The organism is Velocimicrobium porci, from assembly GCF_009696045.1.
In the GTDB taxonomy this organism is placed as follows: Bacteria; Bacillota; Clostridia; order Lachnospirales; family Lachnospiraceae; genus Velocimicrobium; species Velocimicrobium porci.
Genome location: NZ_VUMT01000006.1, coordinates 82,588 through 100,301, shown reverse-complemented (window position 1 = coordinate 100,301; position 17,714 = coordinate 82,588). Strand labels below are relative to the sequence as shown.

Here is a 17,714-nt window from a genome sequence, read left to right as displayed (position 1 = left end):
AATCGCCTCCTACTTTTCTAGTTCTTCTTCTAATAAACTGACAGATACCAAGGTTGATACGCCTTTCTCCTGCATCGTAATACCATATAAAATATCTGCCGCTGCCATTGTACCTCTTCTATGGGTAATAACAATGAACTGAGTATCTTTTGTAAGTTTATGTAAATACTGCGCATACCTTCCTACATTCGAATCATCAAGTGCTGCTTCAATCTCATCTAACAGACAAAATGGTGATGGCTTTAGATTCTGAATTGCAAATAAAAGTGAAATTGCAGTAAGTGCTTTTTCTCCACCTGATAACTGCATCATGTTCTGGAGTTTTTTCCCCGGTGGCTGAGCAATAATTCGAATTCCGGCTTCCAAAATGTCTTCTTCTTCCATTAACTCTAATGTTCCTTTTCCGCCACCAAACAATTCTTTAAATACCTTATCAAATTGTATTTGGATATCTTTAAATTTAGAAGAAAACTGCTTTCGCATTTCTTCATCTAACTCTTTTATAATCCCTAATAAAGCTTCTTCCGCCTCTATTAAATCATCTCTCTGCGTCCCAAGCAAAGTATAACGCTCAGATAAATTTCGGTAGTCTTCAATTGCATTTACATTTACATCGCCTAAACGTCGAATTTTAACTTTTAACTCACCAATTGACTTTTTAATCGAAGAAAGTGTTTCCTCTGTTTTTACATATAGCTCTCTTGCACTATTATAAGTAAGTTCATATTCCTCCCACATATAATTCATTTGATTCTCTATCTGTTCCGAAATCTTTTCTTTTTGGCTCGTCAAACGAAAACATTCTTTGTCCAAGTCATTCATATGCTCAGACAGTTCTTCTCTTTTCGCAAAAAATCCTTTATGATTTTTTTCAATAAGTTCTTTTTCCTGTCTGATTGAAAGAATTGCCTGTTCCATTTCTTCCAGTTCTTTTTCACATTCTAAAATCCTATTTTTAACAGAAACAATCGCATCCTCTTTCTCCTTAACCTGTTTTTCGCCTTCTGCCATACCAGTCTTTAGTTCTTCTAATTCCTGCTCTTTTTGCCTGATTTCTTCTTGAATACGAATCTGATTTTCCAATAAAAATTGATTTTGTTGTCCGGCTGAAGACTGAGATAAACGAATTTTTTCAACTTCATTTCTTTTATTTATTTCTTCCTGTTTTGCCTGTTCTAACTGATTTCCAAGCTTAGAAGCCTTTTCTTCTAATTCCTTGTCTTTTGATGATTTTTCCTCTAACTCTTTTGATAAAGAAAAAATATGACTTTTAAGTTCTGTTATTTGTTTCTCAATCTGTATAGAATCTGATTGTATTGTATGAAGAATAGATTCATTTTCCTCTTTTTGTTTCTTTGCCTGCTGGTATTTCATTTTAGCAGAATATTGTTCAAGGGAAATTGTTTGAATTGTTTCCTTTAGCTGCTCAATATCCTTTTCCAGTTTTTGTTTTCTTTCACTCTCGTTTTCAATGTTCTTTCGGATTTCTACTAAACTAGTTTCGTGAGAAAGGATTTGCTTTTCCATATCCTCCATTTCCCGCCGTCTTCCAAGCAAATTACTTGAATTTTTAAATGCTCCTCCTGACATTGCCCCTCCAGGGTTAATCTGTTCTCCCTCTAACGTGACAATTCGGATAGACTGCTTATATTTTTTAGCAATCGAAATGGCATGATCAATATGGTCAACAATCAAAACCCGCCCCAAAAGATATTCTAACAGACTTGCAAATCGTTGTTCTGCCTTTACAAGCTCACTTGCAACTCCAACAACACCAGTTTCCTTAAGTGCTTCTCTATGCAAGAATCCCCCACGACCGGAAATTGCCGTCAATGGAAGAAAAGTAGCACGCCCATACTTATTCTGTTTTAAAAATTGAATCAGGCTTTTTGCGGTATTCTCATCTTCTGTAACAATATTTTGAATACTTCCGCCTAAAGCAATTTCAATCGCAACCTCATACTCTTTTGGAACTTTAATAATATCTGCGACAACACCGACAATTCCTGGTTTATGGTCTTTTTGTTCCATTACTCTTCGGATACTCTGACCATAACCATCGTAACGCTCTGTCATATTTTTCAATGATTCCAAACGGGATTTCTCTCGCATATATTCCTGAGAAAACTGGCTTTCTTCTTTTCGTTTTGACAAAATCTGACTTTCCACTTTCGAGACATCTCGAAGTTTTTCTTTTTTTTCTTGTTCAAATAACTGAAGCTTTTCTGAAAGTTCTTCCAATTTCTTTCTTTCATTCAAAATTTCTTCATCAAATCCTGCTTCATCACTTTTATTTTTTAAAATTCTCTTTACAAGTTCTGCCTTTTTAATATTTACCTGTTCCAGCATAGTCTGATATTTTTGAAGATTTGTCTTTACATCAGTATCTTCATGCAAAGCCTGATACCTTGCTTTATTATAGCTTTCAAGTTCTTCTGTATACGCCTCCATCCGGCTTAAAATCTCTTGCAATTCTTTCTCTGCTTTTTTTTGCTCTTTTGTAATCCGATCAGACTCTTCTTGCAAATCAAATTTCTTTTTTTCTAATTCTTTCAGTTCATTTCTTTTGGCTGTCAAAAACTGTTCGGAAGAAGCAACACGCTCCTTATAATGAGTGCGGTTTTGCCTTGTTGCAATAATCTGCTCTCTTAATACTTTTATATCACCTTCTAGTTTTTCTTTTTGAAGACGTGATTCATTTTGCAAAGTTGTATGTTCTTCGAGTCGTACATTTTTTTCTTCTAAAGACTTTTCTAATTTTTCATACTCATCTTTTGTACTTTCGTACGTTGCTTTTTTTTCTCCTAATTGCTGTTCTGCAATTTTTAATTTCTCATTAACCGCTTTTAATTCATCATGATTTTTATCATATTCCATTAAAAACATTGAAACATCCAATGTTTTCAGTTCTTCTTTTAATGCCAAATATTCCTTTGCAACTTTTGATTGCTGTTCCAGCGGACCAACCTGTGTTTCGATTTCTGATAAAATATCATTAATACGACATAAATTCTGCCGCTCTGAATCCAAATTTTTTTCTGCTGTTGCTTTTCTTTTTTTAAATTTCACAATACCAGCAGCTTCATCAAACAATTCCCGGCGATCTTCTGGTTTTCCACTTAGAATTTTATCAATCTGTCCCTGTCCAATAATAGAATATCCCTCTTTACCAATACCTGTGTCTAAAAATAACTCTTGGACATCCTTTAGACGGCAATTGCTTCCATTCATTAAGTATTCACTTTCACCAGAACGGTACACTCGTCTTGCAACGGTTACTTCTTCATATGAAGTTGCTAACTTGTGATCTGAATTATCCAGTGTAATTGCAACATAGGCATAACTCTGTGGTTTTCGTGTTTCTGTTCCTGAAAAAATAACATCCTCCATTTTTGAACCACGAAGCTGTTTTGCACTCTGTTCACCAAGAACCCAGCGAACCGCATCTGCTACGTTACTTTTTCCACTTCCATTTGGTCCCACAATTGCCGTAATCCCATCATGAAATTCAAATGTCAGTTTATTTGCAAAGGACTTAAAGCCCTGTACTTCAATGCTTTTAAGATACATTCTAACTCCTATTCTTTCTCGTTACTTTTTAAAACACTTCTCAATCAGAACTCTGTCCTCTAAGAAAAAGAAGTGTCTTATAAGCTGCCTCTTGTTCCGCAGCTTTTTTTGTCCTTCCTACCCCGACAGAAAACTGTTTTTCTCCAATATAAGCAGCAACTGTAAATTTTTTATTATGGTCAGGACCTTCTTCCTGCAATAACTTATAAGATAACTCTCCTGTTCCCATACTTTGGACTGTTTCCTGCAAGATAGTCTTACTATCATAAAAGAGCTTTTTCTTATCAATGTCCCGCATGATATATTTTAGGACAAACTCTTTTGCACTAGTAAAACCACCATCTAAATAAATTGCACCAATTACGGACTCTAATGCATCAGACAGAATGGAGGCTCTTTCTCTTCCCCCTGTTCCGTCTTCTCCTTTTCCAAGTAAAATAAAATTTCCTAAAGAAAGTGCTTTCGCACATAATGCTAACGTCGGTTCACAAACAATACTTGCCCTTAACTTTGTCAGCTCACCTTCGTGCATATTTGGATAATTTGTATACAAAAATTCACTGGATACAAGTTCCAACACTGCATCTCCTAAAAATTCCAAGCGTTCGTTATTATAAAGCTTATTCATACGTTTTTCATTCGCATAAGAGCTATGGGTAAGTGCCTGACGAATGAAAGATTTATTATTAAATTCATAATTTATAATCTGCTCAAATTCAGCAACTGTTCCTCTTGTTGACATCTCAATTCTCCTAAAAATACAGTCAATTAACATGCTTTAGAAGGCTTGCTAATTGACTGATATTAATCCTTATTTTCTTATTCAAACAACATTCCTTTTCTTAATTTGTAGCGTTCTTAATCTGCTCTACTGCATCACCGACCGTTACAATACTCTCTGCTGCATCATTTGCAATTTCAATATCAAATTCTTCTTCAATTCCCATAATAATCTGGAATACATCCAAAGAATCTGCTCCTAAATCATCTACAAATGTAGTATCCATTGTAATTTCATCTTCTCCTACATTTAATACTTCACTTATGATTTTCTGTAATTTTTCGAATTCCATATTTCTCACCTTTCTTTAATCTTGATTCAATACATTTTCTTTTATTTTTTCGTTTATTTCTTGTTCTTTAAATGCAATACATTGAAGAATCGAATTTTTTACCTCAATACTTTTTGAACTTCCATGCGTCTTTACAACAAGACCATTCAATCCAAGCATTGGTGCTCCTCCATATTCCGATGCATCAAATGATTTCAGTGTCTTCTTTAATGCAGGTTTTACAAGCAAAGCTCCTATTTTACTCCTCAACGAGGACATCATGCCGCCTTTAATCTTAGAAATCAGTGCAGCGCCCAATCCTTCATACAATTTTAAAATTACATTTCCAACAAATGCCTCACAAACAATTACATCTGCCATGCCGGTTGGAATATCCCGTGCTTCAATACTTCCTATAAAGTTAATCTCATTACAATTTTTTAATAATGGATAGGTTTCTTTTACAAGCATATTTCCTTTTTCTTCTTCTGCTCCAATATTGACAATCGCAACTTTAGGATTTTTAACTCCCATTACATGTTCCATATATACCGAACCCATTTTGGCAAATTGTACCAAATGAGAAGAACGGGCATCTACATTCGCACCGCAGTCAACAAGTAAGGATACTCCTTTCAATGTTGGAATTAATGGTGCTAATGGTGGTCTTTCTATACCTTTTATTCTTCCGACAATCAATTGCCCTCCTACTAAAATTGCACCTGTGCTTCCTGCTGAAACAAAAGCATCGGCTTCTCTTTGCTTTACAAGATTCATTGCCACAACAATAGAGGATTCTTTCTTTCTTCGGATTGCCATTACAGGAGCTTCATCATTCGTAATTACATCATCTGCATTTACAACTTCAATTCTTTCCTTGTCAAAAGAATACTTTTCTAATTCTGAGCGGATAGCCGCTTCTTTCCCAACAAGAAATACTTTTATCTGTTTACTTTCGCAAACAGCTTCTACTGCACCTTTAACAATCTCTTCAGGTGCATTATCGCCGCCCATTGCATCAACTGCAACTTTAACTAAACCCTGCATGTTATCTCCCATCTTCTTTTCTATGATAAGTTATATCTACTTACATAATATACTAGATAGCTTTATAAAAATCAACTGAAAATTTTTATAATTTTGTAAGAAGTCAAAAAAGCAGACCCCCGAAGGGATCTGCTTATATTTTTTTATAGAAAAAGGACCGTTTTGACTCATAACCAAGGTTCTGTGGTTGAATAATCTGTTCTGTACTTCCAACAAATAAAATTCCATCTTTTTTGAGTGATGAATTAAACTTTCTGTATATATCATCTTTTGCCTCTTCTGTAAAATAGATTAATACATTACGGCAAATAATCATATCACAGTTTGTCGGATAAGAATCCTTCAACAAATTATGCTGCTTAAATTCAACACATGATTTTATTTTATCTGAAATCTGATATGATTTATCTCCAATCTTTGTAAAATATTCCTTTACAAATTCCTGTGGCAGTGCTTTTAAACTCTTGTCATTATATAAACCCATTCTCGCTTTATCTAATACTTGCTTGTCAATATCTGTTGCAATAACTTTAATATTGCTTAACGGCATAAATTTCGATAATAGCATAACCAATGAATAAGGCTCATCGCCGGTTGAGCAAGCGGCACTCCAGATTTTTAATCGTTTTCCAAATTTATCGAACAGGTATGGAAAAATCTCACGCTCCAATAATGTCCATTGTTCCGGATTTCGATAAAATTCAGAAACATTGATTGTAAGATAATTGACAAATTCCTCAAATGCCACCTTATCCGAGCGAAGAAGCTTTACATAATCATCATAGTTTTTTACACCACGCTTACTGATTAATGCATCAATTCTACGCTTCATCTGGCGTTCTTTGTAAGCATTCAAATCAATTTTTGTCAGTTGAAATACTTGTCCTTTGAAACCTTCATAATCAATTGCCATAGAAACACTCCTTTATTGAATCATTGATTCTTATTCTTCTTCTGTTGCTTCAGCTTCTGTTTCTACAGCCAATGCCTTTACACTAATACTGATTTTCTTTTCATCGTTGTTAAAATCAACAACTTTTGCAGTAATTTCCTGACCTACCTTCAATACATCTGCAGGTTTTTCAACATGTTCTTTGGAAATCTGGGAAACATGTAATAAAGCATCTACACCTGGCTCTAATTCTACAAATGCACCAAAATCTGTCATACGAGCAACTTTACCCGTTACTACAGTATCAACTGCATATTTTTCAGAAGCAGTTAACCAAGGGTTCTGATCTGCAAATTTTAAGCTAAGTGCAATTTTTTCTCCCTGGATATCTTTAATGAGAACTTTTAATTCATCACCAACTTTGAAAATTTTCTTTGGATTATCAACACGACCCCAAGACATTTCAGAAATGTGTAATAAACCATCTACACCGCCTAAATCAATAAACGCACCAAAGTCTGTAACATTTTTAACAGTACCTTCTACAGTATCGCCAACTTTGATTTTTGCAAATAATTCTTTCTGTAATTCTTGTTTTTTAGCAACTAATAATTGCTTACGGTCACCGATAATTCTTCTTCTCTTTGGATTGAATTCACTAATTACAAATTCGATTTCCTGATCTTTATATTTTGATAAATCTTTTTCATATGTGTCGGAAACTAAGCTGGCTGGTATAAATACTCTTGCTTCGTCAACTACAACACTTAAACCACCATCTAATACAGCAGCTACAGAAGCTTTTAATACTTCTTTATTATTAAATGCTTCTTCTAATCTCTTATTTCCTTTTTCAGCAGCTAATCTCTTATAAGTAAGAAGAACTTGTCCTTCTCCATCATTTACTTTAAGTACTTTAGCTTCCATTTCATCTCCAATTTGAACCATAGTTGTTAAATCCACATTAGGTGCATTGGTGTATTCATTTCTAGTAATGATACCATCGGCTTTGTAACCTATATTTAGGATGATTTCGTCTTCTTTAACACCGATTACCGTGCCCTTTACTACCTCTCCATTATGAATTGTTACTAATGATTCTTCCAATAACTGTTCAAAACTCATTTCTGACATGCTATTTGGACCTCCTTGATAATATTATTTGGGGTCGATGCCCCTGCGGTAATACCTACGCTACGAAACGATTTCAACTTTTCTAAATCTAGGTCAACGAGTGTCTGTATATAATAAGTATCGTCACATTCACTTTTACATATCTCTACAAGCTTCTGTGTATTCGAACTCTGTTTACCACCTATCACAATCATTGCATCCGAAACCTTAGCAAGTTCTCTTGCTTCTGTCTGACGCTCTTCTGTAGCGTTACAAATTGTATTTAAAGCAAGTATATCATAACCCTTTTTTGAAATAATTTCAACTAAATCTTTAAATTTCTTGTAATTAAATGTCGTTTGTGCAACAATACAAACTTTCTTGTTATTTGAAATACTATATTTTAAAGCTTCTTCCTCTGTTTCGATTACAGTGCAGTTACTATCGCTCCACCCTTTAATTCCTTGAACTTCCGGATGATTGGCATTACCAATTATGACAATTTCTTTTCCTTCTTTGCTCTCTTTTAAGACGCTATTATGAATTTTTTTAACAAAAGGACATGTTGCATCTACAATTTCAAATCCTTTTGCCAAAATTGTATCATATTCTTTTTTTGATACCCCGTGAGAGCGGATAATAATTGTCCCTTTTGGTATATCGTCTATTTCTTCTAAACTCTTGATAACTTTTACACCTTTTTTTTCTAAATCTTTTACGACTTCATCATTATGAATAATTGGACCATAAGTATAGACTGGTCTATTCTTCCTAATTTCTTTATAAACAGTATCCACTGCACGCTTTACTCCGAAACAAAAACCTGCACTTTTTGCCAAAGTCACTTCCATTCTCTATCGACTTCTCCTGTTCTTTTTCTTTTCCATTTTATTCTTCTTTATTTCATCTTCTTGCGAAAAATATCAATAATCCGTTCAACAACCTCATCAATCGTCATGTTGGAGGAATCTACAAGAATTGCATCTTCCGCTTTTTTTAACGGTGATACTTCTCTATTCATATCTTGCTCATCTCTTGCGATAATATCCTTTTCAATTTCATCTAAATCACAAGTAACACCTTTTTCTACCAGTTCTTTATAACGTCTTAATGCTCGTTCCTTTGAACTTGCCGTAAGATAGATTTTTACATCTGCCTCTGGAAGAACACAGGTTCCAATATCTCTTCCATCCATTATAACATCCGTTGTTTTTGCCATTTTTTGCTGTAAATCAACTAATTTTTTCCGGACATTCTTATTTTTTGCGACAAAAGAAGCCATTTTTCCCGCCTCTTCTGTCCGAAGAAGCTTTGTAACATTAGAGCCATTTAAAATTACTTGTTGTTCTCCATTTTCATATACAATTGTGATATCTGCCTCTTTACAGATTGTTCCAATCAATTCTTCAGCTTCTCTATCTACCTGCTTTTGAATCATAAAAAGTGCCATTGCACGATACATCGCACCCGTATCAACATAAATAAAATTCAATTTTTTTGCAATCTTTTTCGCAATCGTACTTTTTCCTGCTCCCGCAGGTCCATCAATAGCAATACTATAACTCATTCTCTTTTCTCCTTTTTCTTAAATCTGACCCAATCCATGCTTATACCGCATTCCCTGCCAAAAATGCAGTAGACCAGGCAATTTGCAAATTAAATCCTCCTGTCAATGCATCCAAATCTAAAACTTCTCCGACAAAATAAACACCAGAAGCTTTCTTGGATTCCATTGTACCAGGGTCAATTTCTTTTACTTTAATTCCACCTTTTGTGATAATGGCTTCTTTATAATCTCTAATTCCCTTCACATGGAATTCAAAATGTTTCATTTGCGAAACTAACTTCCTTCTTTCCTCTTTCGTAATGAAATTTACCTTTTTTTCAGGATCAATTTCACTAAGTGAAATGATAACAGGAATCATCTTTCTTGGCAATAATTGATCTAAAGAATTTTTATATTGTTTATTTTTCACCTGTTCAAAATCTCTTAAAATTCTTGCATCTAACTGTTCTTCTGTTAATGCTGGTTTCAAATCGACAGCAATTGTCAATTCTTTCTTCCCAATATACGGAACTACATACGGACTTGCACTTAATACAACAGGACCACTCACTCCATAATGAGTAAATAACATCTCACCAAATTCGTGATAAATCTCTTTCACACCGGCTTTTACTGTTAAATTTACATTTCTAAGAGATAACCCCTGAAGTTCCTTTACATAGGGCTCTTTGATTTCAAATGGAACTAAAGAAGGAGAAAGCTCTGTAATTGTATGTCCGATTGCCTCTGCAAAGCGATATCCGTCTCCGGTAGAACCCGTTGTTGGATAGGATAGACCACCTGTTGCAATGATGAGTTTATCACAACAAATTTTTTCTTTTTTTCCTTTTATATAAATTCCTTCTGCTTTTCCATTTTCTACAACAATCCGTTCCACTTGACAATTTAATTGAATAGCAACTCCAAGCCGATTCAATTCCCGCTTCATCGCCCCTATGACATCGGATGATTTATCCGACACCGGAAATACACGATTTCCCCGTTCCACTTTCGTCTTACATCCTAACTGTTCAAAAAATTCAATTACATCCTGGTTCGTAAAGCTATAAAATGCACTATACAAAAATTTTCTATTTGACATAACACTGTCAAATAGAATATCCATATCAGCTGCATTTGTAATATTGCATCGTCCCTTTCCTGTTATAAACAGTTTTTTCCCTAGTTTTTCATTTTTTTCATAAATTGATACATCATTTCCATTTCGAGCAGCAAAAATTGCAGCCATCATTCCTGCTGCCCCACCACCTACTACAATTACTTTACTCATCTTATATCCTCTCTGTTTCTATTCCTTTTTTTATCGCTCTTGTTAAAAATTTGTTTCAAATGATTCTCAGTAATAAAACTAAATTATCTCAAGGTAGCTCTACTTGTACCACCTTGAGATAGTCTGTTATTCTTTCACATATAATTCATCTTTTCCAAATGCAAAATGACCACTTTCATATGCCCCACCTTCTGCCCTGAAAATAACTCCTTTGCAATCCGGAAGATTATCAATTAAGCTGTCGGCAACACTATTTAATATCGTTTCTTCTACAGTTGAACCAACTTGGGATAATGGTGCTTTGCTATACAAAAAGCTTACTACAACATTAGCTCCTTCCTGCTCTACAGAATCAATTCCTATTTCTAGGGAATGTTCTTCAAACGCTTTTACTACAGCATCAACAATTACTTTTGCTGTAATTTCTCCCTTTATCTGAACTTTAGTCTGTTCACTTTCCAAAGACTCGTCATTGATGCTATAAATAGTAATGCTTTTTCCTTCCTCTTCCGGAGTTTTTGTAACCTCTGGCTTTTCTGTAGGATTGGCTTCTTTTTCATCTTCTTTTGTTTTATGATCAGACGAATTTTGAGATTCCTCTGTTTTGGCTGGCTCTATTTTTTCCGTTTCTACATTTGTTTCTTTATTATCACATGCTGTCAGCATAAAACAAAACACCAAAAGAAAAAATACAATGCCTATTTTCTTATTTTTTATTTTCACTTTATCACTCCTTTGCATTCTTTACGCCTACCATAGAACAAACTTATGTCAAATCTATGGTAAAAATTTTCTTTTTTTAACAATGCAAAGAAATTTTTTACCCTCTTTTTATAAAATACAACGTCTTACTAAATCTAATGCCATAATTACTGTATTATCCCTGATTTTTTGTCTGTTTCCTTTAAAATTATACTTTTCTACCGTCACATTTCCATCAACACAGCAGCCAATATATACAAGTCCAATTGGCTTTTCATCTGTTCCCCCATCTGGTCCGGCAAGACCAGTCACAGCAATTGAAACATCTGACTGTGTAACTTCCAATGCTCCTTTTGCCATTTCATAAGCAGTCTGTTCACTAACAGCACCATAAGTTTTGAGTGTTTCTTTCGACACATGAAGCTGTTTTTGTTTTGCACGGTTAGAATAGGTAATCAGTCCTTCATCAAATACGGCAGATGCACCCGGAACATTAACAAGTTTTCCTGCAAGTAATCCTCCAGTCAAAGACTCCGCAGTTGTAATTGTCATATTTCTTTCAAGCAACATACTTACAACCTTTTCCTCTAATGTTTCCTGTTCATTTGTTGTATAAATAGAATCTCCAAATCGTTCTCTTAGCTCTCTTACAACTGGTTTCACTAATTTTTTTGCTTCTTCTAAACTTGTGCCACTTGCTGTGATGCGAAAATGAACTTCTGAAGTTTTTGCATAAGGTGCAATGGTTGGATTACTCTGTTTTTCAATTAAATCCAATATCATCGTTTCTGCCCTGCTCTCGCCAATTCCACATACCTTCACCATCTCAGAATATAACACTTGGCTCGTTAAGTTCAAAAGATATGGAACGACATATTTATCAAACATTGGATTCATTTCATTTGGAGGTCCCGGCATTAATATAACATGTTTATCATCCTCTGTTTCAACAATAAATCCAGGCGCTGTTCCATTGTCATTATCTAAAATTCTGGCACCTTCTATTACATCTGCCTGCTTCCAATTATTTTCTGTTATAACCTGCCTGTCTTCTCTTCCATCAAAATACGAAACGATTCTTTCTTTTGTTCTGGCATCACAAATCAATTGTTTCTCCAAAGTAGAAGCCACAACCTCTTTCGTTAAATCATCTTTTGTAGGACCTAATCCGCCTGTTAAAATAACGATATCTGAACGTTCCAAGGCACATTCTAACGCTGTACGCAAACGCTTTTCATTATCGCCGACAACAGTCTGTGTATAAAGAGAAAGACCAAGTCCTGCACATTTTTGTGATAGATATGCCGCATTTGTATTTATAATATTCCCCATCAAAAGTTCCGTTCCAACACTAATTAATTCTACAATCATATCAACTTTCATGCATATCGTAGTAACTTACGATACTGCCCAAATCATATTATTATAAAGAAAGGGCAGATGCACGTATCTCCTTTCCCTGTATTCTCACAATTAACTGTTATTTCTGATTTTTTGTACTCAGTACCTGTTTATTTTTATATAAATAATCTACAAGTGAAATAACCGTTAATAATAAGGACAAATAAATAAATATTTGTTCTACTATCTGATAAACCGGATGTTCTATATGGATAATCAATAGAATAGACATAATCATCTGTGATACTGTTTTTAATTTTCCCCAATAGCCGGCTGCAATCACAACTCCGTTATCAGAGGCAATCAGACGAAAACCACTGATAATAAATTCTCTGCTGATAATTACGATTATAATCCATGCCGATATCAATTTTAAATCGACAAAACAAATCAGTGCAGAGCAGACTAACAGCTTATCTGCCAAAGGATCCATAAATTTTCCAAAATTAGTAACCAAATTGTAACGTCTGGCAATTTTTCCGTCTAGTAAATCAGTTAAAGAAGCAATAATAAAAATAATCACCGCAAACCATTTAGAGTATGGTACATAATCTGTCAGCATAAAAAACACAAAAATAGGTATCATACAGACTCTTATAAGTGTAAGTCGATTCGGCAAGTTCATATTATACCCTCCTTATTCTATCACTTCTCCAATTAAATCATAGTCTTTTGCTCCCGTTACATAGACATCTACCATATCACCTGATAAAAGTTCTAAACGCGATTCTACAAAAATATATCCGTCAACATTAGGGGCATCTTTATAAGTCCTTCCAATATACACATTATCTTCCGGCAATTTACCTTCAATCATTACCTTTAATTTTGTGCCTGGAACCTCCTTTGCTTTTTCAAAAGCAATCTTTTGCTGAAGTTCCATAATTTCACCTTGTCTTTTTACCTTTACCTCTTCATCAATCTGCTGTTCCATTTTCGCAGCCGGAGTTCCCTCTTCCGGTGAATAAGTGAATACACCCAGTCGATCAAATTTCATATTTTCCACAAACTCTTTCAGTTCCTCATGATCCTCTTCGGTTTCACCCGGGAATCCACTAATTAATGTAGTTCGAAGCGTAATATCAGGGATTTCTTTTCGAAGCATTGTAATCCGTTCTACTAGTTCTTGTTTATTCGTCTTTCTTCCCATTGTCTTTAACATATGATTCGAACAATGCTGGATTGGCATATCTAAGTAGTTACAGACTTTTTCCTCCTTTTTCATTACCTGAACAAGCTCATCTGTAATCTCCTCTGGATAACAATATAAAATTCGAATCCATTGAAGTCCTGAAATCTTACACAAATTTTTCAAAAGCTCAGGAAGTTTCTTTTCACCATATAAGTCAGTTCCGTAAAGTGTCGTCTCCTGCGCAACTAAAATTAACTCTTTCACCCCGCTTAAAGCAAGCATTGATGCCTCTTCTAGCAGTTCCTCCATTGGGACACTTCTGTATTTTCCACGAATATGCGGAATAATACAATACGTACAGAACTTGTCACAGCCTTCTGCTATTTTTAGATAAGAATAATAGCCTCCGGTTGTATTAACCCTCTCTGCATGTCCTTTTTTTGGGAGATAATCAATCTCTTCAAAACTTTCTGCCTTAACTCCCTTTAGCACTTCTTCTATTACTTCTGCTATTTTTTCATAACCGGTTGTACCAACAATTGCATCTACTTCCGGTATTTCTTTCTTTATTTCTTCCCGATAACGCTGTGCCAGGCATCCTGTTGCGATTAATGCTTTTAACTTACCTGTCTTCTTTAACTCTGCCATTTCTAAAATTGTATCAATGCTTTCTTCCTTTGCATCATTAATAAAACAGCAAGTATTCACAACTATAATATCTGCCTCTGTTTCGTCATTCGTTAATTCAAAATTATGCTCTCTTAACAATCCCAGCATTACTTCACTGTCCACTAAGTTTTTGTCACAGCCTAAGGATATAAATAATATTTTCATTTTGTTACCGACCTTTCTACAATTTCAATTTTATTTTATCAGTTTTTTGGAGAAAAAGAAACACCCAAATAAATAGTTCACAAAATTTATGAAATATTTACACAAATTTCTCTTTGATTTCCAAACTTTTTATGTTATGATTAGCAAAGATTCAAAGAGGAGGTAATTTTATGAAAAAAAAGGCAAAATGGATTCTTATTCCACTTATTTGTTTATTGATTATTGGTGCTGTCAGCTACTATATTTATCTGCCGGCAGTCAATATTCATTCGGTTGACTTCTGGTTCTTCATTTTTGCAATTTTAGTTGTCACAACGTTTTTGACATTCTTATTTGGTAATCGAAATCGAACAGAAAAAATAATCGGCTCCGCAAGAAAGGAAGAAATTCCTGCACAAATTCATTCCAACAAATTATTTCGAGCCAGTGCAATTATTACACTTATTTTTATCGTTGTTTTCATTGTTGGAAGCCTGCTTTCTTCGCCAATTATAAATGCAAAAAAATATCGTGAATTAATTCAACTAAAAGAACGCAACTTTTCAGAAGACATCGAGCAAATCTCGTATAATGAAATTCCTTTATTAGATAAAGATTCTGCCGCTCTTTTAGGCTCACGGAAAATGGGAAGCATGATGGAATATGTATCCCAATTTGAAGTTGCAGATAATTATGCACAGATTAATCTGAATGATAAACCAGCTCGAGTAACCCCGCTTAAATATGCAAACTTACTCAAATGGTTTACCAATCGTTCAAAAGGTTTACCAGCCTATATTAAAATTGATATGACAACCCAAAATGCCGAATGTGTAAAATTATCAGAAGGAATAAAATATTCTGAGTCGGAGCATTTTAGTCGTTATATTTACCGCTATCTTCGTTTTCATTTTCCAACTTATATTTTTGATACAATCAATTTTGAAATCGATGAAAACGGAACCCCTTACTGGATTTGTCCTGTAAAAGACTATACAATCGGTCTGTTTGGTGGTCAGACAATCAAAAATGTTGTCATTGTCAATGCAGTAAACGGAGAAATTGCAAATTACAAAATAGACGAGGTACCTTCGTGGGTTGACCGGGTATATTCTGCAGAGCTTTTAACATCCTATTACAATTATTATGGTACACTAAAACATGGATTTTTAAACTCTGTTTTAAGCCAGAAGGATTGTCTTCAGACAACAGAAGGTTACAATTATATTGCCTTAGAAGATGATGTCTGGGTATATACAGGTGTCACAAGCGTTGTTAGTGACGAATCTTTAGTTGGATTTGTTTTAATGAACCAAAGAACAGCTGAAACCAGATACTATTCTGTAGCAGGTGCAAAAGAATATTCGGCCATGGCTTCTGCAGAAGGTAAGGTTCAAAATCTTTCTTATACTGCAACCTTCCCGCTTTTGCTTAACATATCAAACGAACCGACCTATTTCATTGCATTAAAAGACAGTGCCGGACTTGTAAAGAAATATGCTATGGTAAATATCGAACAATATACTATTGTCGCAATTGGAGATACCATTACGGAATGTGAAAAAGACTACAAGAATCAGCTTCGCTCCAACCATGTTACCGTTCAGGGCGAATCAGGTAACGAAAAAAAAGCTTCTGGAACAATTGAAACAATCGCTCCATGTGTAATTGATGGTACAACCCATTATTATGTCATTTTAAAAGGTCAAAAACCAATCTATGATATTGACATATCAAATCATGTAGAAATTGTAAGATTTCATGAGGGAGATTTCATTTCATTTACTTATTCAGAAGGAACAGATACGAATTCTGTAATTGATTTAAAATAAGAACTAATTATTTTTTAAGGGAAAAGCAAAACTGCTTTTCCCTTCTTTTTTATTTCCTATTTTAACCGTATAATAAACGCCGGAATTGGTGGATGATTTACACGATTATAATATTCTGTAACCAATACAAGATATTTCTTACTGTCTATCTGTTTTAAATAATTTAAAATTGCTTCTTTTTCCTCAAATCCACTGTCTTTTCCACTATAAATACATAGCCCCATAATACCATCTTTTTTTAGACAGTCCAATCCTTCTTTTATTGCTTCTATACTTGTAGAAGCTTTTGTCGCGATTGCATGGTTTCCACCTGGCAAATAGCCAAAATTAAACAAAATACAATCTACACTTTTTTCTTCCAGATATTTTTTCATATTGACATGACTATCGAAAATAATCTCTGCATTTTGATATCCGCTTTCTTTCACTCTCTTTTTTGTATTTTCAATCGCAGCTTCCTGTATATCAAAAGCAAATACTTTTCCGTCCATTCCGGCATGTTCGCATAAAAATACCGTATCATTTCCATTTCCTGCCGTTGCATCAACACAAATACTCCCGTTTTGAATATGAGAAGTCACAAATTGATGAACATAATCTGTTATTAAATATGACATAGCCTTTTCTCCTTTTATCGTATAACCTTCCACAAACATTTAAAACTATAACACAGCCGAAAGCAATTGTAAATTCTATCTAATTTTCTCCCTATGTCTGTTGATTCATCACAGTTCTTATAATTCCTCTTGCAATTGCATTTGCCGTTTCATAAAATTTCTCATCAAATAATTTGTTATCTATATCAGAATCAATAAAACCAGCCTCAACTAAAACTGCTGGCATATTGGTTTGACGCAAAACAGCCAAATTTCTACGCTCTTCTACTCCGAGATTTTGATAGCCCACATTTTCTAATTCTTTATTAATATTATTCGCAAGTTCTTCTTTTATCCCACCTCTGTCATATATTAAAGTCTGTACCCCATGATATGCGTTCGGTTCATATGCAGCATTCCTGTGTATTGAAACAAACAAATCAGAATTATTCTCATTTCCAATCTCTGCTTTTCTTGAAGGACTTTGATAACGGTCGGTTGTTCTTGTATAGTTTACATCAATCCCATTCTCAGCTAAAATCTGTCCTACTAATAAAGCTAATCTCAATGTGTCATCTTTTTCTTTTCTGCCATTGTATGAAGCCCCATTGTCAAACCCTCCATGACCTGCATCCACTGTCACTTTATATGCCAAAATAATCTCTCCTCAATTTTTTCTTTACTGTTAACATATGCAAAAAATTGAATTCCTGTGTTTGTTGTAACA

16 protein-coding genes are annotated in these 17,714 nt (G+C 34.4%); 1 reads left to right on the top strand and 15 read right to left on the bottom strand.

What is annotated here, in order from left to right:
- Positions 1–9 precede the first annotated feature (9 nt).
- From smc to rimO, 13 genes are all read right to left on the bottom strand, one after another.
- Entirely contained in the window at positions 10–3,570 is a 3,561-nt protein-coding gene (smc, locus tag FYJ58_RS05675) for a chromosome segregation protein SMC (protein WP_154518554.1), read from the bottom strand.
- 40 nt (positions 3,571–3,610) lie between these two features.
- Positions 3,611–4,312 carry a ribonuclease III gene (rnc, locus tag FYJ58_RS05670; RefSeq protein ID WP_154518551.1) on the bottom strand — a complete coding sequence of 234 codons (702 nt, stop codon included), beginning with the start codon at positions 4,310–4,312 and terminating at the stop codon, positions 3,611–3,613.
- A gap of 100 nt (positions 4,313–4,412) precedes the next feature.
- A complete protein-coding gene (acpP, locus tag FYJ58_RS05665; protein ID WP_154518548.1) occupies positions 4,413–4,643 on the bottom strand; it encodes an acyl carrier protein in 231 nt (76 codons plus the stop codon).
- Positions 4,644–4,658: 15 nt separating this feature from the next.
- Entirely contained in the window at positions 4,659–5,669 is a 1,011-nt protein-coding gene (gene plsX / locus FYJ58_RS05660; RefSeq protein ID WP_154518545.1) for a phosphate acyltransferase PlsX, read from the bottom strand.
- Between the two features lie 133 nt (positions 5,670–5,802).
- Positions 5,803–6,582, bottom strand: a complete 780-nt coding sequence (locus FYJ58_RS05655; RefSeq protein WP_154518542.1) for a CheR family methyltransferase — start codon at positions 6,580–6,582, stop codon at positions 5,803–5,805.
- A gap of 30 nt (positions 6,583–6,612) precedes the next feature.
- The gene (rpsA, locus tag FYJ58_RS05650; RefSeq protein WP_154518539.1) at positions 6,613–7,695 is read right to left on the bottom strand and encodes a 30S ribosomal protein S1; all 1,083 of its coding nucleotides are present in this window, start codon (positions 7,693–7,695) and stop codon (positions 6,613–6,615) included.
- Complete coding sequence (ispH, locus tag FYJ58_RS05645; protein ID WP_154518536.1) at positions 7,683–8,525, bottom strand: 4-hydroxy-3-methylbut-2-enyl diphosphate reductase; 843 nt, start codon at positions 8,523–8,525, stop codon at positions 7,683–7,685. The genes rpsA and ispH overlap by 13 nt, the downstream gene beginning before the upstream one ends.
- 47 nt (positions 8,526–8,572) lie before the next feature.
- Entirely contained in the window at positions 8,573–9,241 is a 669-nt protein-coding gene (gene cmk / locus FYJ58_RS05640) for a (d)CMP kinase (protein ID WP_154518534.1), read from the bottom strand.
- Between the two features lie 40 nt (positions 9,242–9,281).
- Positions 9,282–10,511 (bottom strand): BaiN/RdsA family NAD(P)/FAD-dependent oxidoreductase, encoded by a 1,230-nt coding sequence (locus FYJ58_RS05635; protein ID WP_154518531.1) that lies wholly within the window; start codon positions 10,509–10,511, stop codon positions 9,282–9,284.
- A 126-nt stretch (positions 10,512–10,637) separates the two neighbouring features.
- Complete coding sequence (locus tag FYJ58_RS05630) at positions 10,638–11,234, bottom strand: hypothetical protein (protein ID WP_154518528.1); 597 nt, start codon at positions 11,232–11,234, stop codon at positions 10,638–10,640.
- Positions 11,235–11,342: 108 nt separating this feature from the next.
- Positions 11,343–12,584 (bottom strand): competence/damage-inducible protein A, encoded by a 1,242-nt coding sequence (locus tag FYJ58_RS05625; protein WP_154518525.1) that lies wholly within the window; start codon positions 12,582–12,584, stop codon positions 11,343–11,345.
- A 109-nt stretch (positions 12,585–12,693) separates the two neighbouring features.
- Complete coding sequence (pgsA, locus tag FYJ58_RS05620; protein ID WP_154518522.1) at positions 12,694–13,239, bottom strand: CDP-diacylglycerol--glycerol-3-phosphate 3-phosphatidyltransferase; 546 nt, start codon at positions 13,237–13,239, stop codon at positions 12,694–12,696.
- A gap of 12 nt (positions 13,240–13,251) precedes the next feature.
- Positions 13,252–14,580, bottom strand: a complete 1,329-nt coding sequence (gene rimO, locus FYJ58_RS05615) for a 30S ribosomal protein S12 methylthiotransferase RimO (RefSeq protein ID WP_154518519.1) — start codon at positions 14,578–14,580, stop codon at positions 13,252–13,254.
- Between the two features lie 170 nt (positions 14,581–14,750).
- Here rimO and FYJ58_RS05610 point away from each other — a divergent pair, with 170 nt between their 5' ends.
- A complete protein-coding gene (locus FYJ58_RS05610) occupies positions 14,751–16,391 on the top strand; it encodes a CvpA family protein (RefSeq protein WP_154518516.1) in 1,641 nt (546 codons plus the stop codon).
- Between the two features lie 56 nt (positions 16,392–16,447).
- Here the strand turns inward: FYJ58_RS05610 and FYJ58_RS05605 are convergent, their stop codons facing one another.
- Both FYJ58_RS05605 and FYJ58_RS05600 read right to left on the bottom strand, forming a co-directional pair.
- On the bottom strand, positions 16,448–17,008 hold the full coding sequence (locus FYJ58_RS05605; protein WP_154518513.1) for a tRNA (mnm(5)s(2)U34)-methyltransferase: 561 nt from the start codon (positions 17,006–17,008) through the stop codon (positions 16,448–16,450).
- A gap of 91 nt (positions 17,009–17,099) precedes the next feature.
- The gene (locus FYJ58_RS05600; protein WP_154518510.1) at positions 17,100–17,642 is read right to left on the bottom strand and encodes an N-acetylmuramoyl-L-alanine amidase family protein; all 543 of its coding nucleotides are present in this window, start codon (positions 17,640–17,642) and stop codon (positions 17,100–17,102) included.
- Positions 17,643–17,714 lie beyond the last annotated feature (72 nt).